Source organism: Paenibacillus tritici, assembly GCF_013204885.1.
Classification (GTDB): Bacteria; Bacillota; Bacilli; order Paenibacillales; family Paenibacillaceae; genus Paenibacillus_AQ; species Paenibacillus_AQ tritici.
On sequence record NZ_JABMKX010000018.1, the window covers coordinates 1 to 16,967 of the forward strand.

Sequence of the window (16,967 nt, forward strand, 5' to 3'; positions counted from 1 at the left end):
TTAACGTTCGCCGAGTTTGATCGGTTATTTACGCTGCAAAGGCTACCTGTGGAGTGGAAGATTTATTTAGCCCATGCTATTGATTTAATTACCAGAATATAGGTAATCAACAGGCTTAACGATTTTCCACTTGTTTCCCACTTAGTTGTTGGCGAATCGACCGGGCGATTAGAGTTGCGGCCGCCTGACGGCATATATCCACCTGGACGCGCCTGGATTGGGAGCGGGGCTGTGATTTGCTGCGTTTGCCTTAGATTTGCAGAAAAATCTGCTAAAATCACAGAAAAAGCGCAGAAAGGTTTTTAAATATAGGCTTTTTCGTATAAGATGAAGGGATGAAGAAAAAAGTTGCCGTAATGACGCTGATGGAACGGCTGTACAGGTAGCAGTGGTGCAGTCCGTACACCTTCATAATATATTTCTCGCGGAGAAGGATACAGTCTTCCGGACCGGAAGGGCTGGCTCTTTCTGTTTGCTCAAAAGAATGGAGATCATCAATGAATAAGCATCTGTATGCAATATGGTTAGGGGACGTTTTATTCTGCTTCTCGGGTGAAACCTCTGAGCCGAAGGTCGACGCATGGACACGCGTGATCAAACGGCTGGAGCTCCGCAGCGGCTGGCGTCCATTTGCGGGTGCTGCGCTGCGGCTGGCAGAGGTGAAATATCCTGTCGCCGCCGCTGTGGAAGGCAAGCCGGCGCGGCGCGCACTGCCAGGGCGCACGCTCGAAGGGCTGGCGCTGACCCCGAAGGATGCCTTCGAGCTGCTCCTATCCTGGGATGAGCAGGCCAGCCGCGCCCAAGGCATAGAGCCTGGGGGGGAGCTGCGGTACTGGTCCGCAGCCGCCCGGTTTGCGCTCGAACTAATGGGCAAGGGCGGAATTGTGCCCGGTGCCCAGCCGCCGCGCAAGGTAGGCTCACGGCGTCGCGGCGGCGAGCAGGCGGCCGCTGTATGCTGGTCGCCTGCTTTTCGGGAAGAGGCGGACAAGGAATTCTTCCTGCAGATGGCGGCTTCCATGCCGGTGCTGGCCCTCGGCACTCATGTAGCTGAGGAAGGGGACTTGTCCTCGCGCGAGGAAGCGGGCGGATATGTGCTCTATTCCTTCCTGCAGGCGGTCATGACCTCCGAGATCAAGAATGTGGTTGCAGCCCATGAGAGTGCGCTGGCGCCGTATAAGGCCAATTACCGCCGCGGCTATTCTCCGCTGACTGAGCTGTGGTGGAACAGTCTGCTTACCGGCAGCCGGGATATCCCTGTTCAGGGGACTCCGGCTGAGGTAACTGAGCTGCTGACCGTTGTGAACGATACGGCGGGCCATGAGGTGCCGCATTTCGAGACTGAGGAAGCCCGCAGCGGGCAGCTTAGTCTGGGCCTGCGGCTGGAGCCGCCGGCGGAGGAGAGCGAGCAGTGGCAGCTGACGTTCTGGGCGGAGAGCCGGGAGGAGGGGGAATTCTGGCTTCCGGCGGAAGCGGTCTGGAGCAGCCGGGAGCGGGAATTCACCCTATGGGGCAAGCGCTACCGCAACATCCAGCAGCAGTTGCTTGCTGCGCTGGGACGGGCGGCGAAGAGTTCGCCGGACATTCAGCGTTCGCTGGCTGAACCTGCTCCACGCGGGGTAGAGCTGTCCCCGGAGCGGCTATATTTCTTCCTGAAAGAGAGTGTGCAGCAGCTGCGTGAACGGGGAATTACAGTGCAGATGCCTTCACGCTGGAGCCGTGAAGGGCGGCGGCGGATTGGAATGAGAATGAAGATGCAGCCCCCGGTGGGCGGAACCGATGGTCCGGTCCAGTCTGCGCTGGGCATGGAGGAGCTGATCTCCTTCCGTATTGAGGCCTCACTGGGGGACTCGGACATCACTGAGGATGAGCTGAATGCCCTGGTGGAAGCGGGCGTACCTTTTGTACGCTTCCGGGGGGAATGGATTGAAGTGGACCCGAAGGAAGTGCGTCAGGTCCTGAGATACATTAAGCGTGGCGAGAGCGGGGAGATGACAGCAGCCGACTGGATGCGCCTGGAGGCTGAGGATGGCGATGACAGGCTGTGGAAAGGCATGTCGGTTACCGGCATGGAGACCTCCGGCCTGCTGGCCTCCCTCATGCATGGCGATGTGCTGCGCGGGATGCCGATGCGTCCGGTACCGGAGGATCTGAACGGAACGCTGCGGCCTTATCAGGAGCGGGGCTATCAATGGCTGACGGCGCTCAGCAGCCTGGGCTTCGGGGTCTGTCTGGCCGATGATATGGGCCTTGGCAAAACCGTGCAGGTCATCACCTGCCTGCTGGACCGGGCGCTGAATGCACCGCCGGGAGAGAAGCAGGAGCCTGTGCTGATCCTCTGCCCGACCTCACTGCTGGGGAACTGGCAGCGGGAACTACAGCGGTTTGCGCCTTCGCTTAGTGTGCATATTCATCATGGGGGACGGCGGGTGCGCGGCGAGGGCTTCACCGAGCTTGCGCTCAGCCATGAGATTGTGCTGACCACCTACCATCTGGCTGGCCGGGACAGCGAGGATCTGGCCGGGGTACGCTGGTCAACCGTTGTGCTGGACGAAGCCCAATATATCAAGAATCACCGCACCAAGCAGGCGCAGAGTGTGATGAAGCTAACTGCGCCGCACCGGATCGCAATGACAGGGACTCCGGTGGAGAACCGGCTGGGCGAGCTGTGGTCGATTTTCCACTTCCTCAACCCGGGTTATCTGGGGACCTACCATTCCTTCCGGCAGCGTTACGTATCGGGAGAAGGCGGCGAACGGCTGCGTGAGCTTCACCGTCTGGTCTCCCCCTTCCTGCTGCGGCGGCTCAAGAGTGACCCGGATATCTCCAAGGATCTGCCGGAGAAGCTTGAGCTGAAGTCTTATTGTCCGCTTACGGAGACGCAGGCCGCGCTCTATCAGGGAGTGGTGGATGAGATGCTCGGTGTCATCGGCGAGCGTTCCGGTATGGCCCGGCGCGGACTGGTGCTCTCTTCCCTGACCAAGCTGAAGCAGATCTGCGATCATCCCCAGCTGTTCCGCAAGGATGAGGGACGGAGCCTGCGCAGTGAGCCTTCCGGCAAAATGGATGTCATGTTCGAGGTGCTGGACAGCATCTCCGAGCTGGGCGAATCTGCGCTGATCTTCACGCAGTATGTGGCGATGGGCGAGCTGCTCGTCAGCCGTCTGGCCCGAAGATACGGGCAGACGCCGCTGTTCCTGCATGGCGGAATCCCGAAGCGCGAGCGTGACGAGATGGTGCATGCTTTTCAGGAGGGGGAAGGTCCTGCATTCTTCGTCCTGTCGCTCAAGGCGGGGGGCGTAGGCCTCAATCTGACAAGGGCCAATCATGTGCTCCATTATGACCGCTGGTGGAATCCGGCAGTTGAGAACCAGGCCACGGACCGTGCCTTCCGCATTGGGCAGCATAAGAATGTGCAGGTGCATAAGCTGATCTGCCAGGGGACGCTGGAGGAACGGATTGATGAGCTGATTGAACGCAAAAAAAGCCTGTCCGAGCAAGTGGTCGGCTCCGGCGAGAACTGGTTGACCGAGATGTCCAACCATGAGCTGAAAGAGCTGATTGAGCTGCAGGGCCAGGACTGGATGTAGATAGAATTAGATTGTAAGGAAGAAGGAGGGGGAGCATCTATGAAAGAACTGCTGGAATTGCGGCTGGAGGTGCTGCCCGGATTGATCAAGGCTACCGGGAGTCTGGGGAGCCCGGCATCAGCCGGTGCAGACAGAGTTAACGGCAAAGCCGGGGCAACAACAGAAAAGCAGGTGCACCGGGAGGTGCTCACTCTGCATCTGCCGCAGTGGCTGCCCGCGCGGAAGAATGAAGTGCTGCTTCAGCTCTCCGCGCATCCGGGTGAATTGTATGATCTGCTGCAAGGCAGTCTTAACGGCGGGCTGGCAAGGCTTGATGTGCTGCCTGCGGATGCCGAGCTGGAGCAGGCGGCTGATGAACAGGGGACGGGCCTGCTGCCCGCAGGAGAGGTGCTGCTTCGGATCAGGCAGCAGTTGGCGAAGGAGCCGCTGCTTGCGTTTGCCTTGCGCGGACTGTCCAAGGAGGAGCTGCTCACCGGCGTGTTCGCCCTCTGGGCGGAGCAGGAGAATGAGCGGATTGAAGAAGAGGGCGCGCCTGCGCCTGTGTCGCTGGCCTCCGAGCTGGCCCGGCTGGAGCGTAAGGGTCCGGCCGTGTCCTCGGGAGAATGGCTGGCCGAGGCGGCTGCTGAAGGCTCGCTGCATCAGCCCGGGCCGCTGTTTCATGAGATCTCTTCCCGGCCGTTTCCGGCTATGCCTGAGGTGATAGAGCCGGAGGAGGACTGGAGCGCACTCCTGCCGCAGACCCCCAAGGCGCGTGAAGGGCTTGCTCTCTTGATGCGCCGGGTATCAGAGGCCGCTGCCGCACGTGCGGCGGGTCTGAATAAGCTGTAGGCCGGGAGTCGACAGTATGGGGGGAATCAAAGGGATAAATCCCTCTGATGTGGCCGAAAGTTGGCTGTATGGGAGAATGAAAGGGATAAATCCCTCTGATGTGGCCGAAAGTTGGTTGCATGGGAGAATCAAGGGGATAAATCCCTCTGATGTGGCTGAAAGTTGGCTGTATGAGAGAATGAAAGGGATAAATCCCTCTGATGTGGCTGAAAGTTGGCTGTATGAGAGAATGAAAGGGATAAATCCCTCTGATGTGGCCGAAAGTTGGCTGTATGAGAGAATGAAAGGGATAAATCCCTCTGATGTGGCCGAAAGTTGGCTGTGTGAGAGAATGAAAGGGATAAATCCCCCTGATACCGCCAAAAGCAGGCGGGAAGCGTAAATGAGGAGCAAAAGTGCACCTGAAACTACTAAAAGTCGACGGGAATCGTGAATGAGGAGCAAAAGTGCACCTGAATCTGCCAAAAGCCGGTCGGAGGTATGAATGAGGAGCAGAAGTGCACCTAAATTTGCCAAAAGCCGGCCGGAAGCGTAAATGAGGAGCAGAAGTGCACCTGAAGCTACCAAAAGTCGGTCGGAAGCATGAATGAGGAGCAAAAGTGCACCTGAATCTGCCAAAAGCCGGCCGGAAGCGTAAATGAGGAGCAGAAGTGCACCTGAAGCTGCCGAAAGCAGGCGGGAAGCGTAAATGAGGAGCAAAAGTACACCTGAGTCTGCCAAAAGCAGGCCAGAAGCGTGAATGAGGAGTAGAAGTTCTGTCAGTGTTAATTGGAGACACCCGTTAAGAGATTAGGGATAATGAGATTAACGAGGAGGTTGCCCACATGAGTGAAATACGGAGAAGCTACAATGAAGAATATAAAATACAGACCGTAAAGTATATCCAGGAGCAAACCAAGACGGTGGCGGAACTCGCCCTGGAGCTGGACATTCCTGCCAAAACCCTGTACCAGTGGTTGGAGAAGTACCGGTCGTTCCAAAGTGAGTCCACCCCGGACAAAGTCAGAGAGCTGCAACGCCAGCTGAAGGAACGCGACCAGCAGTTGGCAGACCTGGAGGAATTGGCCATTCTAAAAAAAGCCGCGCACATCTTCAGCAACCCAAAGAACTGAGATTTCAGTTTGTCGAAGATCATCGCTCCAAGTTCCCAGTGGAGAAGATGTGCAGCGTCTTTCAGGTATCACGGAGCGGTTATTACAAATGGAGAACAGCAAAGCCCACCCCCCAGGCCATCCTCAAAGCGTTACTGCTTAAGCGGATCGCCTATCATTTTGATGCCTCCCAGGGTCGGTACGGTAGCCCCAAAATCACGATTCTCTTGGAGCGTGAGGGATACAAGATAAGCGAACGTACCATAGGAAAGTACATGAGAGAACTGGGCCTGCGCTCCTGTAACGCAAAAAGGGCACCTCAATCCACAAAAAAGGGGCAACATAACGGAAAAGAGGAGCATTAATGCTGCATAAATGCTCCTCTTTTCAACGAATGCTACCCTAAGGCCTAAATATAAGAATTCACTGTCTCTGTACACTCATTATCCCTGTAATTATCGTTAATACTTAAGGTTCATGAAGGGCGCTGCCTTCCGACAGCTCCAGAATCTCCCGCCGTAAGCGGAGCATCTTCTGATCCAGCTCATCGGCGGCGCGTGCAGCCTCCTTCAGCTCCTCGGCCACATGGGAAGGCAGCTGTTTGTCAAATTTATAATAGAGTATATGCTCCATGCTGGCCCAGAAATCCATCGCCAGCGTGCGCAGCTGCATTTCCGCCTTCACCCAGCGGGTACCGTCCAGCAGCACCAGCGGAATCGCAACGATGAGGTGCAGGCTCTGGTAGCCGTTCGGCTTGGGGTGGGCGATATAATCCTTAATCTCCAGCACACGGATATCCTCGCGGGCGCACAGGTGATCGACCAGCCGGTAGATATCCTTCACAAAAGCGCAGACAATCCGCATTCCCGCAATATCATGGATATGCTGCTCCATATTATCAAGGGTAAACTCATGGCCCTTGCGTTCCATTTTTTGCACAATGCTCTTCGGTTCCTTGATCCGCGACTTCACATGCTCGATAGGGCTGAAGCCGTCACGCACCTGCCATTCGGTCCGGATGATATCAATTTTATTCTCAAGCTCATTCAGAGCATGGCGGTAGAGCGCCGGCAAAGCCTTGAAATTCTCAATCTGCTTGGCGAAATCCTCGTTAATCTGCCACTTCTGCATATCCTTCACATGGACCTGCAACTTGTTCAATGTTACTTGTGTACTATCGTTTTCTTCCACTGAAACTCTCCCGGATTTAGTTATTTGTGACTGTAGACAATGAACGGATGACTACGGCAATCTCATACAGTACGCCTGCAGCTGATCTGATTCTATTTTAACCGATGTACAACCCCGGACGCAAAATAAAACCATAACCGGACGGAAGAGAAACATTCTGCGCTAAGCCGCGTATTAGCACAGTATAGGCATAATAGCGGCCGGGAGCGCGCAGAGGTGTTCAGTATTATTTGTTGGTGGGAGAGCCGGAGCCATATCCTTCGTCCTGATAACCCGTATTCTCCAGCTTATGCAGGACGTTCAATCCTTCAATCTGGCGGCGGGTCTCGTCGGTACCGTGATCGTGCAGATATTGGAACAGGCGGATGGTGGCGTCATCGAACTGCTCTGCGGCATCGTCATGATCGGCAGATTTGTAGGGGACAAAAGCACGCCGGAAGGCATAGTCATCCCCGCTGGCCAGACCTGTGAGAAGATCCTGAAGCACGGTAAGCTCGTCACCGGACAGCAGAACCTCATACTCATTGGAGTCGCTTCGTTCTTCCTGGATCAGACCGTGATTCACAGAGACGAAATATCGGTTAAGGTTATCGTCAGGCAAATGTATCCCTCCATTATTCGATAATGTACGACATGTCCCAATAGGATCGGACAGCCGCTTCTACTTGGTATTTACCACATGACGACAAATAATGAATCTATTCGGGACTTTTGGTATGATAGAGTCACGTTTCCAAGTGCTGCACGGAGCGATAAGTAAGAATGCAAGGGGTTATGCGGCTGCGAATCAGCCTATTCTCACTCTGGAGAAGGAGGAACTACAATGAATTTTCTGCAACGCATTAAAGACGGTGCCAGCCGGGTGAGTGAAAAAGCGCAAAGCTCGGTGGAAGTGAGCAAGCTGAATGGGCAGATTTCGGACATTGAGCATGAGATGCAAATTGAATTTTTGAAAATGGGGAAGCTTTTCTACGAGGGATATCGTTCAAGGGATATGTCGGTGGCCGAAGGCCAGATGATCGAGCTGGCCCGGGGCTGTAATAAGCTGCAGGAGAAAATTGAGGGTGTGCGCTCAAGAATCGCCGAACTGAGGAATGAACGCCTGTGCACCTGCGGCAAGATCGTAGCGCTGGATGCCAATTTCTGTCCGCACTGCGGGCGCAAGCTGGAAGAAATCTCGCTGCGTAAGGAACCGGTTGTGGCTGCGGCCGCTACGGCACCTGCTGCACCTACGGTGACAGTGCATACTGTACATGAGCATGAAGATGAGGAAGATCAATACTACGGCGAAGAAGAGCTGACAGAAGCGGAACGGGAGCTGGCTAGAAGACCCGAAGCGCGAGTCCAGTATGCTGAGGTGCTGCCGGAGATTGAAGATGAGGAAGAACCGGAGGACTATGACGGAGGGATCGCGGGCTCTGACCGGAGCCGCCGGGAGGCCGATGAACTGGAACGTGAACGGGAGCGGCAACTCGAGCTGGACCGCCGGATCCGGGACTGGAAGGCCAGCGAGCCTGCTGAGGAGACAGTGGCCGTCGAAACGGATACACGGGAGATCGTGAAATGCCAGATTTGCCGCGCCGATCTGCCCAAAGGCTCCATGTGGTGCCCGCGCTGCGGCTCGGAACAAATATAGACAGGGTTAGACAGACAGCTTAGGGGGACAACATAGATGGAACAGTTGCTGCTGCATCTGCGCAATTTGGGTTTCACAGAGATGGAATCCAAAATTATGGTTGAGCTGGCAACCAAAGGCCAGGCTTCGGGCTACGAAGTGGCAAAGCAGCTAGGAGTATCCAGATCGAACGTATACGCGGCGCTTCAGCGCCTGACCCAGCAAGGCTACGTGCGCTGCGGAGAAGGGGAGCCGGCACGCTATAGTGTGCTGGACCCGGAGGAGCTGGCCACGATGATATCCGGCCGGGTGCAGGCTTCGCTTGCGTATATGGAGAGTGAAATGCCGCGCGGAGGTCCGGTCAGCCCTTCGTTCTATAACGTGGAGGGTGACCGTAATGTAATGGAGGAGCTGATTCGCCAGTTGAATCTTGCCGCCCAGGAGATCGTGGTCGATGTGTGGCGCGAGGAAGCCTCGCTGCTGCGCAGTGAGCTTGCGCAGGCGGAGCTGCGGGGAGTTAAGCTCTTGTGGGCTTTTGACGGGGGCGACGCGGTTCCGGCACCGTATCCGGTATGGCCGCCCCTTCCGGGCAAGCCGCAGCGCAGCGTCGGACGGAAATTCTCCTTCGTCATTGACCGGAGCTGGTGCATGCTCGGTATGCGTTATGAGGATGGAACTGCCCAGGCGGTGGTGACCGAGCATCCGGTGCTGGTGGAGCTGCTGCTCAAATCTTTTACACAGGAAATGGTATTGTTCGAGCTGGAGGAAGACATGGGACCCGAGCTGCAGAGACGGTATGGGGAACGCTACAGCCGGATTTACAGCAAATACGTGTCACAGGACCAGGAGGAGACCGGGGAAGAGCCGGCGGAGTAGCCCTGAGGTACTGAGGTGACTGCGCAAGGGAGGTGACAAGCATGGAGTGTATCGTTCATTTTGAGGTGCAGCATACAGATGGCGTCAAGCCGCTGCGCGGACTGCTGTTTCTGGAAGAGGGAGCAGCCCCGGCAGAACAAGAGCTGGTGCAAATGTTCAAGGATATGAAGTTTAATGTGCGGCTGGATGACCGGGAGAAGTGGATCTTTAAGCCAGTGGCACCGGGAGAGACGTATTCCGAGATTCGCATTACCAGCTTTGACAACGGCAAGAAGAGCAGCAAGCCGGAGAGCGAGCTGAAGTCGATTGTCGGCAATTTACTGCCCCAGAAACCAACAGGGCTGTAAGCCTTAGAAGCCGGGTCCATGGAAGGGAAGAGGAGGAGCACGGATGGAGCTATTGAGACAAAAGGTAATAAACGAAGGTATTGTTCTCGCTCAAGGTGTGCTCAAGGTGGATTCTTTTCTGAATCACCAGATGGACCCGTTCCTGATGCGTGAGGTGGGACGCGAGTTTACCCGCCGTTTTGCCGGGGAGGGGGTCACCAAGGTGCTGACCATCGAATCCTCCGGGATTGCCCCCGGTATTATGACGGCGCTTGAGCTTGAAGTGCCGCTGATTTTTGCCCGTAAGCAGAAGTCGCTGACGCTGACGGAAGATATCTTTGTGGAGAAGGTCTACTCCTTCACGAAGCAGGAAACCAATGAGATTACCGTCTCCAAAAAGTTCATCGCTCCCGGCGAGCGCGTACTGATCGTCGATGATTTCCTGGCGAACGGCGAAGCCGCCTTCGGGCTGGCCCGGATCGTTGAGCAGGCGGGCGGCAGTGTGGCCGGCATTGGTATTGTGATCGAGAAATCCTTCCAGCCCGGCCACCGGCTGCTGAAGGAAGCAGGCTACCGCGTGGAATCACTGGTGCGGATTGCTTCACTGGACGACGGAGCCGTGGGCTTCGTCCAGGAATAGCGGACTAAGGCCAGGCTGCTACGGCCGGTTCAGCCCGCTTGATAAGTTATCGTGTGAAACAGATGAATTATCATATTTTGACACACAAACAACAGGCCCCCGGATGATCTCCGGGGGCCTGTTGTTTGTTGAGTGGAAGGCTTTAGGCCACTCCGCCCGAAAGTGAAACCGGGTGTAATCACCTTCCAGTCAGAGGAGGAAAACCTTCTTTGTTGTGACCTTGCTGAAACAAAGATAGCCCCCTGAGGGAGAGGAAAAGACCATCTCATCCCTAAGGGGGCGTTCTGCAGGAAGTTATAATAGCGCCAGGCCTAGCCGCTCGCGTGGCAGGAACCGGTGGTGCCCGCCACAGCCGCTGCTGCCAGTGGAGAGAGCACACGAAGCGCCTCCGGCTCGCAGCGCACGCTCAGCGGCGCCGTGCCGAGCGCTTCGCCGTCGCCGATGGCGTGGCGCGGCTGCGCGAAGCGGACCGCTACGCTGCGTCCGCGCAGCATAGTGACGTAGGGCAGCTTTGTATGCCTGCCCTTCACCACCGTAGGGAACAGCCGCAGCAATTGAACGCGGCTGGCCCCATGCACGACGCAGACGTCGAGCAGGCCGTCGCCCGGCTCCGCCTGCGGGCAGATCAGCAGCCCGCCGCCGTAACTGGGCAGGTTGCAGACCGAGACCAGCCAGGCCTGGTCGAAGCTCTGCTCCTTCCCGTCGCAGGTCACGCTTACGCGGCAGGGCTTGAAGGTAATCAGCGTATGCAGAATGCCGATGATATAGGCCAGGCGGCCGGCGCCAATAGCGTTGCACAGCCGCTTGTAGCGGCTGCCGTTCACATTGACGGCCACCTGGGCGTCGAAGCCGCTGGCAACGGCTGTCAGGGTGAGCCTGCCTGCCGCCGAGAGCAGATCGGCTTCAAGGCAGCGCTCCTGCAGCGCGGTGTCTAGCGCTGCCTCTGGAGCCAGCGGGATGCTGAACCCGCGCGCAGTATCATTGCCCGAACCCGCCGGGATGACTCCCAGCGGGACACCCCTGCGCCGCAGTGCGCCCAGCACACTGTGGATCGTGCCGTCGCCGCCGATGACAATGGCGGCGCGCCAGTCCTCGCGGAGGGCCAGGGCCTGCAGCACCTGGCCCTCTGCGCTGTCAGCACTCCGGGTGAAGAGTGCTTCATAGGGAACGGTCCGCGCCTCAAGCAAGGCTTGGACCGTGTGCCAGGTCCGCAGCCCCGCTCCCCCGCCTGAGCGGGAATTTATGATGAACAAGTACATGGATGTTCCCCCAGCCTGTAGATTCCTGTATGTCCAAGTACCATTGTAAGGAGCGGACAGGCAAAAGGGAATCTTTTTGTGCTATAGCTGCCGCAGCTGGCTTTCGGCGATGGGCCCCACCCAGGGAAGCTTGAACCATCTGCCGCCCAGGGCGTGGTAGATCATCAGCAGCCAGACCGCGAAGCTGCAGAGGGAGATCAGGGCACCCACCAGATCCCCGAGAAGCGGAATGAAGCCGCTGAGTACATGGGCTACCATGAGCGCACCGAAGGCAATCAGGGATTGAAGCGAGTGGAACAGGACAAAGCGGCTGCGCTTCTCCAGAGCAAGGAAGGCAACCGCGCCGATGAACGGGAAGAAATAACACAAGGCCGCGGCAAGGTTCTCGGGCAGTCCGGTGGAAGATCTGAAAGGCGACACAGGGCTCACTCTCCTTGGTTGTAGAGAAAAGGCATGGAATATGGATGCTTCTTCCCTAAAAGCCTATGAGGGGTCCGGGCAAAGTATGAGCTGCCAAGAGATGCTGTCCCATAATTTTAATTGGCAATGGGAAGGCTAATTGACAGGTGCATAAACAGGATGGCAAGCATAGTATATAAAAATTTCCACTTGCATATTTTACATGGAAAGGTGGAAGTTGAACCATAATATGATACAATATAACGATAAGGCCCGAAAGGAGTGATTCAGCAAGTGGCTCTTCGGGTAACTATAGTGTCAAGGTGTCTATTGTGTGGGACATCCTTACTCTCAGCCCAAATCACGACGAACCTGCTTCACCGGCAAGGCGGATTTCCGGATATACGGAAGTGGCAGTCTGGACGGGTAATGCAAGCCGCGTATGTGTAATGGTTTCTTACTTGCATTTCAGGGTTACGGCGAACTTTTCATCATGCATTCTCTACAACGGAGCATTCATTTTCAATGTTTTGGGAGGGAACTGATCATGGCAAGTAAAGGTCATAACGAAGTCAAGGAAAGTCTACGGGAAATGACACGCATTTTCCGGCCCAAAGATCCCAAGAAATTTGTGAAGGAGTACGTCCGGAAGTATCGGATTACGGGAGGTTATGAGGAAGAACTGACCATGGTTGTGGAGCATGAGCTGGTTAGAATGAATTCTTCCGTTTCTTAGAGCGACAGGATTATTCTGTTTCGTGCTGTTTGATACTGACAACTAAACATTCAAGCTATAACATCCATGAGGATTCTCATAAACCGTGCCCGGGCAGCTTGCTGCCTCTGGAATCGGTTTTTTTTGTATACCTGATTAAGTGTACCGTACGGGTGCGCGGACAACGGATTAGTCAAATGAATTAATAGACACAATTACCTATGAATACGCTTCACAAGTAGTTTAACAGTTTTCCTGTAATTTTGAAAGCGCTTTTAAAATCAGTATTGACAAGCTTTCTACGTTTGCAAAATCATTATGTGAAATTGTTGTGAACGATTGACAAAACAGTGAGCCGAACTTATATTAATAGTGATTGTTATAATTGACAGGATAATACTCTAATCTACGAAATCGGGAAAAGCGGGGTAGATCAATGATGAAAATAGGGCAGGCTGGAAAGCGGCTTCTTCCCATGACCGCAGCGTTTGGACTACTTCTTGCCGGGTGCGGACGGGAGGACTTGTCGGTACTCAGACCGCAGGGACCCGTGGCAGAAAGCTCTTATGCACTGATGAAGCTGTCGATCGCGATTATGATCGTGGTGCTTCTTGTCGTCTTCTCCATTGCCACGTATGTATGGATTCGCTTCCGCCGGAAGAAGGATCAGAATGAAATTCCCAAGCAGGTGGAAGGCAGCTTCAAGCTGGAGGTACTGTGGACGGTCATCCCGCTTATTCTCGTAGTGGTGCTGGCGATCCCCACAGTGAAGGTGGTGTTTGCTGCCGGCAATGATCATTCGGACGACAAGGATGCGATTAAGGTCAAAGTGACCGGCCACCAGTATTGGTGGGAATTTGAATATAAGGATTATGGAGTGACGACCGCACAGGATCTGATTATTCCGACAGGCAAGCATATCGCCTTCGAGCTGAGCACCACGGATGTGCTGCACTCCTTCTGGGTACCTTCACTCGCCGGTAAGATGGATACCAATCCGGACGGCACGGTCAACCGCTTCAGCTTCAGTGCGCCGAATGAAGGCGTTTACCGCGGGAAATGCGCGGAGCTGTGCGGACCTTCCCACGGATTCATGGAGTTCAAGGTGAAATCGGTCAGCGGGGAGGCCTTCGAGAAGTGGATCGCCTCTATGAAGGCGCCGGAGTCTGTGATGCCGGATGACCCGGCGCTTGCCGAGAAGTTCAAGTCCCAATGTCTGAGCTGCCATGCGATTGGAAGTATGCCAGCCTCACCGGTGGCTCCCAGCCTGACCGGAATCGGCTCCCGTGAAGCAGTCGCCGGCATTCTGCTCAATGACGATACGCGCGAGGACGGAGCACCGATCCTGGAGAATCTGAAGACCTGGCTGCATGATCCGCAGAGTGTGAAGCCGGGCAACAAGATGCCGAACCCCAAGGACATGGGCTTAAGCGACGAAGAGATTGACGGAATTGCCGAATTCCTGGCCGGCTATACGCTGGAATGAAGCCTATAACCTGAAGCGGAAGCAGCATATTTGATAAAGGGGGTACGTTCTTTGGCTCATGCAGCGCAATCCTTGCATCCCTCCCAGCCCTTGAAGCCCGGCCACAGCGCCAAGCGGCATACCGGGCTTATGGACTGGATCACCACTGTCGACCATAAAAAAATAGCAATCCTGTATCTCTGGGCCGGCGGCCTCTTCTTCGGTATCGGCGGCCTGGAAGCTATCCTGATCCGTATTCAGCTGATCAAGCCGATGAATACCTTTCTGGATGCCCAGACCTTCAACGAGCTGATCACCATGCATGGCACAACCATGATCTTCCTTGGAGTGATGCCGGTCATCTTCGCGCTGATGAATGCGGTTATTCCGCTGCAGATCGGCGCGCGGGATGTAGCCTTTCCTTTTCTTAACTCCCTTGGCTTCTGGACCTTCCTGTTCGGCGGTCTCCTGCTTAACCTCAGCTGGGTGATGGGCGGTGCGCCTGATGCGGGCTGGACCGCATATACCCCGCTCTCCGGCAAGGGCTACAGCTCGACGCACGGGGTGGACTTTTATACCATTGGGCTGCAGATTGCCGGCCTCGGTACACTGATTGGGGGCATTAACTTCCTGGCGACCATTATCACGATGCGCGCACCGGGGATGTCCTTCATGCGGATGCCGATGTTCGCCTGGGCTACGTTTATTACTTCAGCTATTATTCTATTCGCCTTCCCGGCAGTTACAGTAGGCCTTGTGCTGCTGACCTTCGACCGGATTCTGGATGCCAATTTCTTCAATGTTGCCGGAGGCGGGAATCCCGTACTGTGGCAGCATATCTTCTGGATCTTCGGCCATCCCGAGGTGTACATTCTGATTCTTCCGGCCTTCGGGATCATCTCCGAGGTCATTCCGACCTTCTCGCGCAAGCGGCTGTTCGGGTATAGCTCCATGGTCTTCGCCACCATACTGATCGCCTTCCTGGGCTTCATGGTCTGGGCGCATCATATGTTCACCACCGGCCTCGGTCCGGTAGCGAACGCCCTGTTCTCCGTATCTACGATGCTGATAGCCGTTCCTACAGGGATCAAAATCTTCAACTGGCTGTTCACCATGTGGGGCGGGCAGGTACGCTTCACGACCCCTAACCTGTTCGCGGCGGGCTTCATTCCCACCTTCACCATGGGCGGAGTCACCGGGGTTATGCTGGCCTCCGCGCCTGCGGACTTCCAGTTCCATGATACTTACTTCGTAGTGGCGCATTTCCACTATGTTATTGTCGGCGGTCTGGTGCTCGGGCTGTTTGCCGGACTTCACTACTGGTGGCCCAAGATGTTCGGGCGGATGCTTAGCGAGGCTTTGGGCAAGTGGACCTTCTGGACCTTCATTATCGGCTTCCACTTAACGTTCTTCGTGCAGCATTTCCTGGGACTGATGGGGATGCAGCGGCGTGTATTCACCTACTTGCCGAACCAGCAATTCGATCTGCTTAACCTGGTCAGTACAGTCGGCGCGTTCCTGATGGGTGTCGGCATGATTATCTTCCTGGTGAATATTTTCCTGACCTCCAGACGGCCCGCAGACGCACCGAATGATCCGTGGGAGGACGGCCGGACCCTGGAATGGACCATTCCATCCCCGCCGCCGGAATATAACTTCAAGCAGACGCCGCTGGTGCGGGGCCTGGATGCCTTCTGGAAAGAGAAGATGGCTGGGGCCAAGGCTATGACTCCGGCTGAACCGGTAGGTTCCATTCATATGCCTTCGGCTACGATACTGCCGTTCATGATGTCCGTTGGGATCTTCATTGCCGGTCTCGGCTTCATGTTCAGCCGCGATGAATTCAACAATAGCATCATGAGCTTTCTGTTCAATAATTATATTGTTACTGCGCTGGGACTCCTAATTACCTTCGGGTCAATGCTGATGCGGTCACTGTTCGACGATCACGGCTGGCATATTGAACCCGAAGAGCTGGAAGGAAGGTGAGCGGATATGACGACAGCACACGCTGAAGCGGAGGGCGGAACACTCCCGCATGAACCAGAGAAAGCGACGCTGGAAGGACGCAATAAGGTACTGGCCTTCTGGCTGTTCCTTGGAGGAGAAGCGGTGCTCTTCGGCACCCTGTTCGCTACCTTCCTGGCGCTGCGCAATCAGACGAATGAGGGGCCGTCGGCAGCAGAACTGTTTCACCTGCCGCTGGTTGCGTTAGCGACCCTTCTGCTTTTGGTCAGCAGTCTGACGAGTGTCTTCGCCATCCAGGCGATGCACAGGGGCAATATTGCCCAACTGCGGAACTGGCTGCTGGTCACGGTATTGCTCGGACTCGGGTTCCTGATCCTGGAGATTTATGAATTCAGCGTATATATCAGGCACGAGGAATTCGGGATGACCACGAGTGCGTTCAGCTCGGCTTTTTATACCTTGGTCGGGTTCCATGGTGCGCATGTCGCTTTCGGTATTATGTGGATCGCTGTGCTGATCGGCCAGCTGATGCACAAAGGCTTGACGGTAGTTACCGCACCGAAGATCTACGTGTCGGCGATGTACTGGCATTTCATTGATGTGGTATGGGTCTTTATCTTCACGGTCGTATACCTGCTCGGAAAGGTGGGCTGAAGCCATGACGACAAAGCAGCCTTCTTCAGATTCTGCGGTGAAGCACCGGCACCGGCCGGAAGGACCGCAACGGCATATTGTTGTATTTGTGTTCTCGGTTGTCCTGACACTGATTGCTTTTGCGGCGGTGGCTGCCGGAGGTATCAATGCTACCTTTGCGATCATCCTGCTGCTGGTAATGGCTGTGCTGCAGGTGTTCCTGCAGATGGGCTTCTGGATGCATCTGAAGGACAAAGGGCATATGCTGCCGATTATTTTCATGCTGGGCGGATTTTTTATCGCAGGCACCTCCATCATAATGGCGCTCTATTGGGTATGGTGGGATTAATTCTGTCCGGGGAGGTCTCGCGATG

At 55.5% G+C, this 16,967-nt stretch carries 18 protein-coding genes; 14 read left to right on the forward strand and 4 right to left on the reverse strand.

What is annotated here, in order from left to right; genetic code table 11:
* Positions 1–497: 497 nt before the first annotated feature.
* The 5 genes from HQN87_RS25745 (at position 498) to HQN87_RS33125 (ending at position 5,871) form a co-directional block, all read left to right on the forward strand.
* A complete protein-coding gene (locus HQN87_RS25745) occupies positions 498–3,587 on the forward strand; it encodes a DEAD/DEAH box helicase (RefSeq protein ID WP_173139160.1) in 3,090 nt (1,029 codons plus the stop codon).
* A 39-nt stretch (positions 3,588–3,626) separates the two neighbouring features.
* Positions 3,627–4,415 carry a hypothetical protein gene (locus HQN87_RS25750; RefSeq protein WP_173139162.1) on the forward strand — a complete coding sequence of 263 codons (789 nt, stop codon included), beginning with the start codon at positions 3,627–3,629 and terminating at the stop codon, positions 4,413–4,415.
* Between the two features lie 16 nt (positions 4,416–4,431).
* Entirely contained in the window at positions 4,432–4,797 is a 366-nt protein-coding gene (locus HQN87_RS25755) for a hypothetical protein (RefSeq protein WP_173139164.1), read from the forward strand.
* Between the two features lie 442 nt (positions 4,798–5,239).
* Complete coding sequence (locus HQN87_RS25760) at positions 5,240–5,527, forward strand: transposase (RefSeq protein WP_173139166.1); 288 nt, start codon at positions 5,240–5,242, stop codon at positions 5,525–5,527.
* A 47-nt stretch (positions 5,528–5,574) separates the two neighbouring features.
* A complete protein-coding gene (locus HQN87_RS33125; RefSeq protein ID WP_367272811.1) occupies positions 5,575–5,871 on the forward strand; it encodes an IS3 family transposase in 297 nt (98 codons plus the stop codon).
* A 103-nt stretch (positions 5,872–5,974) separates the two neighbouring features.
* Here HQN87_RS33125 and HQN87_RS25770 read toward each other — a convergent pair whose 3' ends face one another.
* Both HQN87_RS25770 and HQN87_RS25775 read right to left on the reverse strand, forming a co-directional pair.
* The gene (locus HQN87_RS25770) at positions 5,975–6,637 is read right to left on the reverse strand and encodes a GTP pyrophosphokinase (protein WP_173139400.1); all 663 of its coding nucleotides are present in this window, start codon (positions 6,635–6,637) and stop codon (positions 5,975–5,977) included.
* A 286-nt stretch (positions 6,638–6,923) separates the two neighbouring features.
* On the reverse strand, positions 6,924–7,298 hold the full coding sequence (locus HQN87_RS25775) for a hypothetical protein (RefSeq protein ID WP_173139170.1): 375 nt from the start codon (positions 7,296–7,298) through the stop codon (positions 6,924–6,926).
* A 222-nt stretch (positions 7,299–7,520) separates the two neighbouring features.
* Between HQN87_RS25775 and HQN87_RS25780 the strand changes: the two genes are divergently transcribed.
* Genes HQN87_RS25780 through HQN87_RS25795 form a run of 4 tightly spaced genes read left to right on the forward strand, consistent with a single transcriptional unit; the run spans position 7,521 to position 10,154 of the window.
* Complete coding sequence (locus tag HQN87_RS25780) at positions 7,521–8,333, forward strand: zinc ribbon domain-containing protein (protein ID WP_173139172.1); 813 nt, start codon at positions 7,521–7,523, stop codon at positions 8,331–8,333.
* Positions 8,334–8,369: 36 nt separating this feature from the next.
* Entirely contained in the window at positions 8,370–9,188 is an 819-nt protein-coding gene (locus HQN87_RS25785; RefSeq protein ID WP_173139174.1) for a TrmB family transcriptional regulator, read from the forward strand.
* Between the two features lie 41 nt (positions 9,189–9,229).
* Entirely contained in the window at positions 9,230–9,535 is a 306-nt protein-coding gene (locus tag HQN87_RS25790) for a hypothetical protein (RefSeq protein ID WP_173139176.1), read from the forward strand.
* A gap of 43 nt (positions 9,536–9,578) precedes the next feature.
* Positions 9,579–10,154 (forward strand): xanthine phosphoribosyltransferase, encoded by a 576-nt coding sequence (locus tag HQN87_RS25795; RefSeq protein WP_173139178.1) that lies wholly within the window; start codon positions 9,579–9,581, stop codon positions 10,152–10,154.
* A 311-nt stretch (positions 10,155–10,465) separates the two neighbouring features.
* On the opposite strand, the gene HQN87_RS25800 is transcribed toward HQN87_RS25795, so the two are convergent.
* Together HQN87_RS25800 and HQN87_RS25805 are read right to left on the reverse strand one after the other, a co-directional pair.
* The gene (locus tag HQN87_RS25800) at positions 10,466–11,413 is read right to left on the reverse strand and encodes a diacylglycerol/lipid kinase family protein (protein ID WP_173139180.1); all 948 of its coding nucleotides are present in this window, start codon (positions 11,411–11,413) and stop codon (positions 10,466–10,468) included.
* A gap of 81 nt (positions 11,414–11,494) precedes the next feature.
* The gene (locus HQN87_RS25805) at positions 11,495–11,833 is read right to left on the reverse strand and encodes a DUF4870 domain-containing protein (protein ID WP_173139182.1); all 339 of its coding nucleotides are present in this window, start codon (positions 11,831–11,833) and stop codon (positions 11,495–11,497) included.
* Positions 11,834–12,359: 526 nt separating this feature from the next.
* On the opposite strand from HQN87_RS25805, the gene HQN87_RS25810 reads away from it, so the two are divergent.
* The 5 genes from HQN87_RS25810 (at position 12,360) to HQN87_RS25830 (ending at position 16,942) form a co-directional block, all read left to right on the forward strand.
* Entirely contained in the window at positions 12,360–12,548 is a 189-nt protein-coding gene (locus HQN87_RS25810) for a hypothetical protein (protein ID WP_019913840.1), read from the forward strand.
* 415 nt (positions 12,549–12,963) lie between these two features.
* Positions 12,964–14,013: a cytochrome c oxidase subunit II gene (gene coxB, locus HQN87_RS25815; protein WP_173139184.1), complete on the forward strand. Its 1,050-nt coding sequence runs from the start codon at positions 12,964–12,966 to the stop codon at positions 14,011–14,013.
* Between the two features lie 129 nt (positions 14,014–14,142).
* Positions 14,143–15,981: a cytochrome c oxidase subunit I gene (gene ctaD / locus HQN87_RS25820; RefSeq protein WP_173139402.1), complete on the forward strand. Its 1,839-nt coding sequence runs from the start codon at positions 14,143–14,145 to the stop codon at positions 15,979–15,981.
* 6 nt (positions 15,982–15,987) lie between these two features.
* Positions 15,988–16,614 (forward strand): cytochrome c oxidase subunit 3, encoded by a 627-nt coding sequence (locus HQN87_RS25825; protein WP_173139186.1) that lies wholly within the window; start codon positions 15,988–15,990, stop codon positions 16,612–16,614.
* Positions 16,615–16,618: 4 nt separating this feature from the next.
* A complete protein-coding gene (locus tag HQN87_RS25830) occupies positions 16,619–16,942 on the forward strand; it encodes a cytochrome C oxidase subunit IV family protein (protein WP_173139187.1) in 324 nt (107 codons plus the stop codon).
* The last annotated feature ends 25 nt before the right edge of the window (positions 16,943–16,967 follow it).